At 70.9% G+C, this 9,438-nt stretch carries 8 protein-coding genes; 3 read left to right on the top strand and 5 right to left on the bottom strand.

The features are described from left to right. The first annotated feature begins 95 nt into the window (after positions 1–95). Entirely contained in the window at positions 96–1,541 is a 1,446-nt protein-coding gene (locus tag AOM45_RS29010; RefSeq protein ID WP_030466159.1) for a phenylacetate--CoA ligase family protein, read from the top strand. Positions 1,542–1,543: 2 nt separating this feature from the next. On the opposite strand, the gene lnt is transcribed toward AOM45_RS29010, so the two are convergent. The 3 genes from lnt to AOM45_RS29025 all read right to left on the bottom strand — a co-directional run bounded on the left by lnt (position 1,544) and on the right by AOM45_RS29025 (position 6,084). Next, positions 1,544–3,022, bottom strand: a complete 1,479-nt coding sequence (lnt, locus tag AOM45_RS29015) for an apolipoprotein N-acyltransferase (protein WP_051782912.1) — start codon at positions 3,020–3,022, stop codon at positions 1,544–1,546. Further along, positions 3,009–4,424, bottom strand: coding sequence for a polyprenol phosphomannose-dependent alpha 1,6 mannosyltransferase MptB (gene mptB / locus AOM45_RS29020; protein WP_051782913.1), 1,416 nt, complete (start codon positions 4,422–4,424; stop codon positions 3,009–3,011). The genes lnt and mptB overlap by 14 nt, the downstream gene beginning before the upstream one ends. Before the next feature lie 91 nt (positions 4,425–4,515). Continuing rightward, complete coding sequence (locus AOM45_RS29025) at positions 4,516–6,084, bottom strand: sigma-70 family RNA polymerase sigma factor (RefSeq protein WP_051782914.1); 1,569 nt, start codon at positions 6,082–6,084, stop codon at positions 4,516–4,518. Positions 6,085–6,277: 193 nt separating this feature from the next. Between AOM45_RS29025 and AOM45_RS29030 the strand changes: the two genes are divergently transcribed. Then, positions 6,278–6,757, top strand: a complete 480-nt coding sequence (locus AOM45_RS29030) for a GNAT family N-acetyltransferase (protein ID WP_301313768.1) — start codon at positions 6,278–6,280, stop codon at positions 6,755–6,757. On the opposite strand, the gene AOM45_RS29035 is transcribed toward AOM45_RS29030, so the two are convergent. After that, positions 6,750–7,589, bottom strand: coding sequence for a helix-turn-helix transcriptional regulator (locus tag AOM45_RS29035; protein ID WP_030466164.1), 840 nt, complete (start codon positions 7,587–7,589; stop codon positions 6,750–6,752). The genes AOM45_RS29030 and AOM45_RS29035 overlap by 8 nt on opposite strands. Before the next feature lie 99 nt (positions 7,590–7,688). Between AOM45_RS29035 and AOM45_RS29040 the strand changes: the two genes are divergently transcribed. After that, entirely contained in the window at positions 7,689–8,450 is a 762-nt protein-coding gene (locus AOM45_RS29040; protein ID WP_030466165.1) for an SDR family oxidoreductase, read from the top strand. A gap of 658 nt (positions 8,451–9,108) precedes the next feature. On the opposite strand, the gene AOM45_RS29045 is transcribed toward AOM45_RS29040, so the two are convergent. Next, positions 9,109–9,438: transposase (locus AOM45_RS29045; protein ID WP_156249745.1), on the bottom strand; the 330-nt coding region annotated here is incomplete at its 5' end.

Genomic DNA, 9,438 nt, shown 5'->3' on the forward strand with positions numbered 1-9,438 from the left:
CCGCACGACGACGACGGCGGCGAGAGGCTCCATTTCAGTAAACACTGAAGCTATAGAGGGAACGAGTCGAATGGATTGATCGATAGGCTCAGGCGATGGACAGCAGTCGGCAGACCCGCGTGCGCCAGGCGTTCGACGACTTCTTCGCACCGACCGAACCGAGGTCCGGCAGCTGGGTGCTCGACCTGTTCCAGCACACCGCCCGGACCGTGCCCGCCTACGGCAAGCTGTTGCAGGAGAACGGCATCGACCCCGCGGCGATCACGACGTTCGAGGACTTCCAGCGGCTGCCGCTGCTCGACAAGGCGAACTACCACGAGCGGTACCCGTTGCCGGAGCTCTGCCGCGACGGCGATCTGAGCGGCTGCGACATGATCGCCGTGTCGTCCGGTTCCAGCGGGCGGCCGACGATCTGGCCGCGGTCGCTGGAGGACGAGCTGCACGTCGCGCGGCGGTTCGAGCAGGTGCTGGTGGACGGGTTCGGCGCCGACCGGCGCGCCACGCTCGCCGTGGTGTGCTTCCCGCTCGGCACGTGGGTCGGCGGGCTGTTCACGCAGGCGTGCGTGCGGCACCTCGCGGCCAAGGGCTGCCCGATCACCGTGGTGGCGCCGGGCAACAACAAGGCGGAGATCCTGCGCGTCCTGCCCGAGCTCGCGCCGCACTTCGAGCAGGTCGTGCTGCTCGGCTATCCGCCGTTCGTCAAGGACGTCGTCGACACCGGGCTGGCCGAGGCCGTGGACTGGCCGTCGTACGCGATCAAGCTGGTGCTGGCCGGCGAGGTGTTCAGCGAGCAGTGGCGCGACCTGGTCTCGCAGCGGGCGGGCATCGCCGACCCCGTCCGCGACATCGCGTCCCTCTACGGCACCGCGGATTCCGGCGTGCTGGGCAACGAGACCGCGGTCTCGACCGGCATCCGGCGGTTCTTCGCGATCCGCCCGGACCTGGCGCGGGAGGTCTTCGGCGACGCGCGGCTGCCGACGCTCGTGCAGTACGACCCGGCGAGCCGGTTCTTCGAGGTGCACGACGGCACGCTGGTGTTCACCGCGGACGGGGGGATTCCGCTGATCCGCTACCGGATCGCCGACGAGGGCGGGATCTTCGGGCACGCCGAGCTGCTGGAGTTCTGCGCGGGCCACGGCTTCACTCCCCCGCCCGGCCCCGAGCTGCCGTTCGTGTACCTCTTCGGGCGGTCGCTGTTCACCGTGTCGTTCTTCGGGGCGAACGTCTATCCGGAGAACGTGACGGTCGGGCTGGAGCAGCCGGGCATCAGCGATACCGTGACGGGCAAGTTCGTGATCGAGTCCGTCGAGGACGCCGACCGCGACCGGCTGCTGCGGATCACCGTCGAGACCGCGCCCGGCCGCACCGCCGACGCCGCCGCGATCGCCGAGTCGGTGCGGGAGCAGCTGTTGCGGCTCAACAGCGAGTTCGCGCACTACGTCCCGGCCGGGCGGCAGCTGCCCGAAGTGGTGCTGCGGCCGTCCGGCGACCCGGAGTACTTCCCGGTCGGGGTGAAGCACAGGTACACCCGACGGTCGTGAGATCAGCCCTGCTCGGCGACAACTGAGGCACGGCGGCGCGTCCACACCCCGATCAGGCACGCGGCGAACGCGGCCCCGGTGAGCAGGACGTGGATCGCGCCGCCGAACCTCGTCGCGAACGTGATGTCCGACCGCAACGGCACCGTGTCCACCATCAGGTCGTCGGTGAACATCCCGGTCTGCTGCACGACGCTGCCGTCCGGGCGCACGACCGCGCTGACGCCGCTGATCGCCGCGACGACGACCGCCCGGCCGTGTTCGATCGCGCGCAGGCGGGCCATCGCGAGCTGCTGGTAGGTCATCTCGCCGCGGCCGTACCAGGCGTTGTTGGTCGGCACCACGAGCAGTTGCGCGCCCTCGGCCGCGCTCTCCCGCAGGACGTAGTCGTAGGCGACCTCGTAGCAGATGCCGAGGCCCACCTGCGTGTCCGCGATCCTCAGCAGTCCCGGTTTCGTGCCCGCTTCGAGGTCCGGCTGGTCCGCGAACGGCGTGACGAGCCTGGCGAGCGGGCGCAGCGGGATGTGCTCGGCGAACGGGACGAGCTCCTGCTTCGCGTACGACTCCCCCGCGCCGGTGCCCGGCTGCCAGGCGATGACGGCGTTCTGCCCGTCGCGCAACGCGCTCACCAGCGTCGGCACGCCGAGGTCGGTGATCGCCTGGTCGAGCACCGGGTCGCGGTCCCGGGTCCTGGTCGCGCTTTCGGGCCACACCACGAGATCCGGTTTCGGCACCGCGCCGCCGCGGATCAGCGCCGCCAGTTCCGCGGTCTTGCGCAGGTGGTTCGCCCGCAGCGTGGCGCTCTCCTCCAGCAGGCCGAGGCCGGCGTCGGGCGCGTTGCCCTGGACGACCGCGACGGTGCGTTGCCCGTTCTGCGCCTCGACCGCGACCAGCGGACCGAGCGCGAGAGCCGCGGCGAACGGCAGCAGGGCCCAGCCGCGGCGCCATTCCCGCAGCTTCGGCAGCCAGGCCGCCAGCCCGAACCCGGTCACGACGACCGCGAAGGTGACCAGCGGCGCGCCGCCGACCATCGCCAGCCGCGCGAACGGGCCGTCGACCTGGCCGAACGCCACACGGCCCCACGGGAAGCCGTTGAACGGGACCAGGCCGCGCGCGGTCTCCTGGAGCACGAACAGCAGCGCGGCCCACACGGGTGCGGCGGGCAGCTTGGACACGAGCGGGACCAGTGCCAGCACGGCACAGATGAACAACGCCATCAACGCCGAGAGCACCAGCCACGGCCACGGGCCGAACTCGCGGCCCAGGAAGTGCTGGATCCACCACAGGTGCGGCAGGAAGAACGCCAGGCCGAACACGAACCCGAGGCCGGCGGCGCGGCGGCCGGTCACGTCCCGCAACGTCAGCCAGAGCACGGCGAACGCGGGAACGGCGAGCCACCAGATGGTGCGGGGCGGGAAGCTCAGCGCGAGCGCGCCACCGGCCAGGGCAGCCGCGCCGCAGCGCGCGAAGTCAGCTCTGCGCAACGGACACCCTCGCCCGCCGCAGGACGAGGTACGCGCCACCCACCAGGGCGATCCCCAGCGCGTAGGCGAGCACGAGCTCGTGGACACGGCCCGCGAAGTTGCCCGCGAGCGGCGGCACCAGCAGCGCGAACACCCCGGCGAGCACGGCGACCCTCGTCCGCCACGTCCCCTCCGGCAGGCACGCGGCCAGCGGCAGCACCGCCCACAGCAGGTACCACGGCTGGATCACCGGCCCCAGCACCACGATCAGGCTCATCATCATCCCCAGCGCCGTCACCTGAGAGATCCCGCCGCGCAGCTGGTGGCTCAGCACCACCACGATCCCGCACAGGATCAGCACGAGCCCCGCGATCCGTGCCGAGGAAATCATCGCCTGACCTGTTTCCGGCCCGAACACCGCACCCGCCAGGAAGCCCGGCCAGTTCGTCGGCGCCATCCAGCTGTTGACCTTCGACGGCGTGCCCAGCGCCTGCACCCAGCCGAATCCCGCACCGCCGGCCAGCGACGTCGCGACCGCCACCGCCACGGCGGCCGCGACCATGCTCGCGCCAGCCAGCACGAATCGCACCACGCCACCGCCCAGCCGGCGGGCCAGCGCGGTGCCCACGACCGCGAGCGCGACGAGCGCGGGCAGCTTCACCTGCGCTCCGAGCCCGATGAGCGCGACACCGGCCGTGAGCGGCCACAATTTCAGCTCGGGCAACGCGTCCAACGCGATGACAGTGCCGCACAGCATGAGACCGAGCATCAACGCGTCGTTGTGCATCCCGCCGATGAGATGCCACAAAACCAACGGGTTCAGCACGCCGAGCCACAACGCGGCCCGCTCGGACGTCCCCGCGATCGCAGCGAGCCTCGGCACCGCCCACACGACCAACAGCAGGCCGGCTGCCGCGACCACGCGGTGCAGCACGATCCCGAGCACCGGATCCCCGCCGGTGAACTGGGTGATCAGCCGTTCGATCGTGGTGAACAGCGGCCCGTACGGCGATGGCGTCTCCCGCCAGTAGAGCCCCACCCGCGCGACTGCCTCGGCGCTCGCCCCGGCGGCCGGGCTCACGACGTTCGGGTCGAACCCCCGCGCCGCCACCTCGCCCTGGGCGAGGTAGCTGAACACGTCCGCGCTGAACAACGGCGGCGCCACCAGCAGCGGACCGCACCACCAGGCCAGCGTGCGACGCAGCCACGACCCGTCCGGCCGGGTGCGGCCGAGCAACGCCCAGGCCAGCACGACCAGCCCGGCGCCCCCGATGGCGGCGCCCAGCCCGGTCGGCCCGGCTCCGGCGCTCACGGCCCACGCCCCGGCGGTGAGCAGGGCCGCGCCGGCGAAACCCGTCCAGCGCAGCAGATCCGGGGTGTCGGTGGTGACGCGCGTGGGCCAGCGGTAGGTGACGGTCTGCACGGATGAGACAGTGCTTTCCGGACGGATCGTCACGCGTCCGACTGAGGTCGCGTTCCCGCGTACGACTTCAGGATGATCTTTTCCGGCCCGCTCAACTTCCGGCGAAGTCGTGCGTCATCCACACGGTTCCCTTGGCGTCGCGGATCACGACGATGCCGATCCGGGTGGACGACCTGCTGAGGATGTTCTTGCGGTGACCGTCGTTCGGCGGCTTCTCGTCGATCATGCCCTGGGTCAGGTTCAGCGCCATCTTCGAGATCGACTCGACCGTGTCCTTCACCGGACCGCCCATGCCGACGTTCTCGGCCACCGAGCTCCACCTCACGCCCGCCGCGGTGCTGCGCTCGCCGAGCCCGCTCTCGCTGGGGCACTGGTGGGAGAGCCCGCAACCGTTGCTCATCATCGCCCGCGTGTGCCGGTCGGCCGCGGTGACCAGGGCCGGGTCGACGGTCAACGGCGGCAAGCCCTGCTTCGCCCTGGTCTCGTTGATCAGCGCCAGGACCCGTTCCTCTGGCGTGGCGACGCGGACCGGTTCCGGCGTCGGGGTCGTGGTGGTCGTGGTCGTGGTCGTCGTGGTGGTGCTCGTGGTCGTCTCGGAGCTGCTCTCGGTGGCGGAGGAGGTCGTGGTCACGGCCGTTGGTGGCGGGGTGTTCGGGATCGCCACGGCGGCCGGTGGGTCGGACGGGAACAGCACGACGGTGCCGACCACGCCGACCAGCGCACACACGGCGGCGGCGCCCGCGATGGCGAGCACAGGTTTGCCGCTCGCCAATCCGGTGAGCCGGGACAGGGGGCCGGAGGCTTCGGCGAGGTGGGCGGCGCGGTGGTCGAGGCTGGACGCGAGCGCCACCGGGGTCACCTCCCCCAGGCTCTCCAGCAGTCGCGGCAGGTACGCCGCCGGCACGGTGAGCAGCGCCGCGCCCGTCAGGATGCGCTCCACCGGCATCGCGTCGGCGACCCCGCGCCGGCACCGGCCGCACTCGTCTACGTGCCGCAGGAGCCGCTTGCGCCACAACGGGTTCGGCTCGCCGTTCCAGCCCTGCGCCGCCCGGTCCAGGCCCGTGCACCTCGGGTCCGCCGACAACGCGCGGACCAGGTGGCGGATGGTTTCCAGCCTGCCCTTGAGCCTGCTGACCCGGACGGTCACGGCGTGGGCGCCGAGGTCCAGCGCGTCGGCGACCTCCGCGCGGGTCAGCTGCCCCACGCGTTCCAGCGTCCACAGGGCCAGCAGCTCGCGGTCGGCCGGGTCGAGCCAGCGGGCGGCTTCGTCGACCTCGCGACGTTGCTGGGCGAAGTGCAGGCGCGACAGGGCGGCCTCGACGAACTCGGCGCCCGGATCGGCCCTGTCGTACTCCTCCAGCGGGGCCGGCGCGAGGTCACGGCGCCGGTAGTGCTCGCGGACCTGGTTGATCGTGACGGCGACCAGCCACGAGCGGAACCGGTCAGGCTCCCGCAGCGCGTCGATGCCGCGGATCACGCGGACCATCGTCTCCTGCACCACGTCGTCGACGTCGGCGTCGGCGTTCAGCGCCCGGCCGGCGACGTTGTAGACCAGCGGCAGGCAGGCCGCGACGACCGTGTCGAGCGCCGCCCGATCACCGGCCCGCGCGGCTTCCACCTGCTCCGCGTCCACCTGCCCCAGCCACTCCCGACCCGTCACTGCCACACCTTTCGCCGACGACTTCCGCACGCCATGGGAGACCGGCGAGTCTCACCTCCGGTCACAGAAACCGGGCCCATAGGTGACCCAGGTCACACAATTAGGGCAGCGTCCTGCCAGAACGCCGTGGAGAGGGGAACCGGTGCCTTCGCCGTGAGCACCGCGCCTGCGGAAACCGTGATTGGATCAGCTCATGGGGATTGGTGAAGTGTCGCTGAGGCCGGTCGAGGAAGCGGACTTCGACACGTTGTTCGAGTTCATGCGCGATCCGGAGTCGGTGCGGATGGCCGCGTTCACCGCGAAGGACCCCGACGACCGTGCCGCGTTCGACGCGCACATGCGCAAGATCCTGGCGCGTACCGACACCACGAACCGCGTGATCGTCTCTGACGGGCGGGTGGTCGGCAGCATCGCGGCCTTCGTGATGGAGGGCGACACCGAGATCACCTACTGGGTCGACCGCGCCGTCTGGGGACAGGGCGTGGCCAGCCGGGCGGTGGAGCTCCTGCTGCGCGAGGTCACCGTTCGGCCGTTGTACGGGCGTGCCGCCAGTGACAACGCGGGTTCGTTGCGGGTGCTCACCAAGGCGGGCTTCGAGGTCGTCGGCACCGACGTCGGCTACGCGCAGGCGAGGAACGCCGAGATCGAGGAGACGATCCTGCGGCTCAGCTGACGAACTTCTCCGTGCCCAGCACGCCGAGCAGCTGCAGCTTCTCGAACGCCTCCGTGCGCGGCGGTGCGGTCAGCACCAGCAGTGCCTGCGACTGGTCCTCGGTGAACAGCGCCTGGCAGTCCACCTCGATCTCGCCGAGCTGCGGGTGCACGAGCACCTTGTGGTCCTCGAACCTCTTCGAGACCTCGTGCCGTTCCCACAGCTCGGCGAACTCGGCGCTCTCGCGTTGCAGCACCCGCACGAGCTCGCCGGCCCGTGAACGCGCGCCCATCGACGCGTAGGCGGCGCGCAGGCTCGCCACCTGGGCGCGGCTCTGCCGTTCGCGGTCGTGCTCCGGGTAGATCAGGCGCTCGTCCGGGTCGGTGAACCAGCGGTAGATCCCGCTGCGCGCCAGGCCGGTGAAGCGGGACGAGTCGCCGTACAGGGCCTCGGCGAACCGGTTCTGCACCAGGACCTCGCCGAGGTTGGACAGGATCAGCGCGGGCGTGTCGTCGAGCCGGTCCAGCACCCGTTGCAACGCGGGAGCGACGTGCGTGGAGGTGACCCGCGGCGACGGTGCGTTGCGGCCGGCGACGAGGAACAGGTAGTCGCGTTCGTCGTCGCTCAGCCGCAGCGCGCGGGCCAGCGCGGCGAGCATCTGCTCACTCGGCTGCGGCCCCCGTTGCTGCTCAAGGCGCGTGTAGTAGTCCGTGGACATCGCGGCGAGCGACGCCACCTCCTCCCGCCGCAGCCCCGGCGCCCGCCTCCGCGCACCGACCGGCAGGCCGACGTCCTCCGGCCGCAGCTCTTCCCGGCGGCGGCGCAGGAACGCCGCGAGCTCCACACGATCCATGAGCCCAGTATGGAGAGACCGCGTCCCTCAACCAGGGATCGCCGATCCCCCGATGAGCGGTCTCTGCCGCGGCTCGTCGCGGTGCCAGAAGCTCGGTGCATGGACATCACCGGAAACACCGTCTTCATCCCCGGCGCCACCAGCGGCATCGGCCTGGCGCTCGCCCTCGCGCTGAAGGAGCGCGGCAACACCGTGATCGTGGGCGGCCGCCGCACCGAGCTGCTCGAGAAGATCGCCGCCGAGCACCCCGGCGTCGAAACCGTCCGAATCGACACCACCGACGCCGGTAGCGTCCAGGCCGCGGCCAAGGACGTGATCGCCCGCTTCCCGTCGGTGAACGTGCTGATCACCATGGCGGGCGTCATGCGCGTGGAGGACTGGCACCGCCAGGACTTCCTGGAGTCCGCCGAGAACATCATCACGACCAACGTGCTGGGCCCGATCCGCCTGATCGCCGCGTTCGTCGAGCACCTCCAGACCCTGCCGGACGCCACGATCATGACCGTCTCCTCGGGCCTCGCGTTCGCGCCGCTGAAGGTGACGCCGAGCTACAACGCGTCCAAGGCGGCCATCCACATGCTCAGCGAAACGCTGCGCCTGCAACTGGCCGACACGACCGTGAAGGTCGTGGAGCTGGAGCCGCCGTCGGTGCAGACCGACCTGCTGCCCGGCCAGGCGGACAACGACCACGCCATGCCGCTCGACTCCTACGTCGCGGAGGTCATGAGCATCATCGAGGAACAGCCGGACGCGCGGGAGATCCAGGTCGAGCGCGTGAAGTTCCTGCGCTACGGCGAGGCGCGCGGCGACTACGACCAGGTCGTGGCCGCGCTCAACGGCTCGGACCCGCACGGGAAGTGACGCTCGGGGCGAGTTGGCGCGGGTCGGCTTGGGTGGTTCGGCGCGGGTTCCAGCGGGGTGGGTCGCCTTCTGCTGGTGTGGTCGCTTTGTGTTGGTGGTCGCTTTGGGTTGTATGACGAGCCGGGTCATTCCATCGCCGCTTCGCGACGATTGCGATTGGGGCTTGACTTCGGGGCCCTTGCGAGGCGCTGTGTCAGGCGGAAAAGGTCGGATGCTTCGCACCCGCCCGATCCGGAAAGGCTAGCACCTCGCACCCAAAGTCATCTATGAAGGAGCGGGGCCGGTCAAGTGCCTTGCTAAGGCTGGTTTTCGGGGTTTTCGGCTGTGTGTGGGCAGGCGTGTCCGGCGGGCGGGGTCAAGATCGGCCGTAGGCCGCCCCCGGAGGGGGCCGGAGGGTCTTGACGCCGTCGCTGGACGCGTCACGCTATTCGAGCCGGAAATTGCCGGAGGGCTCTTTGTGTGGGGTCGCGTTCACCGTGCCGGGGTCTGTTCCCGGTGGCAGACCAGTTGCCTGGTTGCCGGTCATCTATTCGCAGGTGTGTGCGTGGTAGGGTGCGACCGTGACCGGGCGGGGTCAATCAAGACCACGACCACGCCACCGTGTGGTGGGGGTCAGACTTCGGGCGATCCGCGCCCCGGTCACGACCAGGCCCGCGGCTCATGCCGCGGCGTCCGGTGATGTGGTGTCCGGTGAACCAGTGGTGGTGGTCTGGGGGTCCAGGGCACGGATGTGCCCGTCGCGCAGGCCGAAGTAGACCAGGGTGCACAGCCGGCGGGCGACCGCCACGGTGGCGATGCCCTTGCCGCGGCGGTCCCGGATACCGTCGCGGGTGGCGACCGGCCAGCCCGCACTGGCAGGGATCTTCTGGGCGGCCTCGACCAGCGCCCACCGCAGCAGCCGCGAGCCCTGCTTGGTGATGTGACCACGCCGCACCGTGCGATCGGACTCGTAATGCTTCGGGGTGAGCCCGGCCCACGAGCACAGCTG

Source organism: Lentzea aerocolonigenes (assembly GCF_000974445.1).
GTDB classification, from domain to species: Bacteria; Actinomycetota; Actinomycetes; order Mycobacteriales; family Pseudonocardiaceae; genus Lentzea; species Lentzea aerocolonigenes.

Bases quoted from the DNA above. Each gene is read 5' to 3' on its own strand.
- AOM45_RS29010 (WP_030466159.1), top strand. From the start codon at position 96: ATGGACAGCAGTCGGCAGACCCGCGTGCGCCAGGCGTTCGACGACTTC.
- AOM45_RS29030 (WP_301313768.1), top strand. From the start codon at position 6,278: ATGGGGATTGGTGAAGTGTCGCTGAGGCCGGTCGAGGAAGCGGACTTC.
- AOM45_RS29035 (WP_030466164.1), bottom strand. From the start codon at position 7,589: ATGGATCGTGTGGAGCTCGCGGCGTTCCTGCGCCGCCGCCGGGAAGAG.
- AOM45_RS29040 (WP_030466165.1), top strand. From the start codon at position 7,689: ATGGACATCACCGGAAACACCGTCTTCATCCCCGGCGCCACCAGCGGC.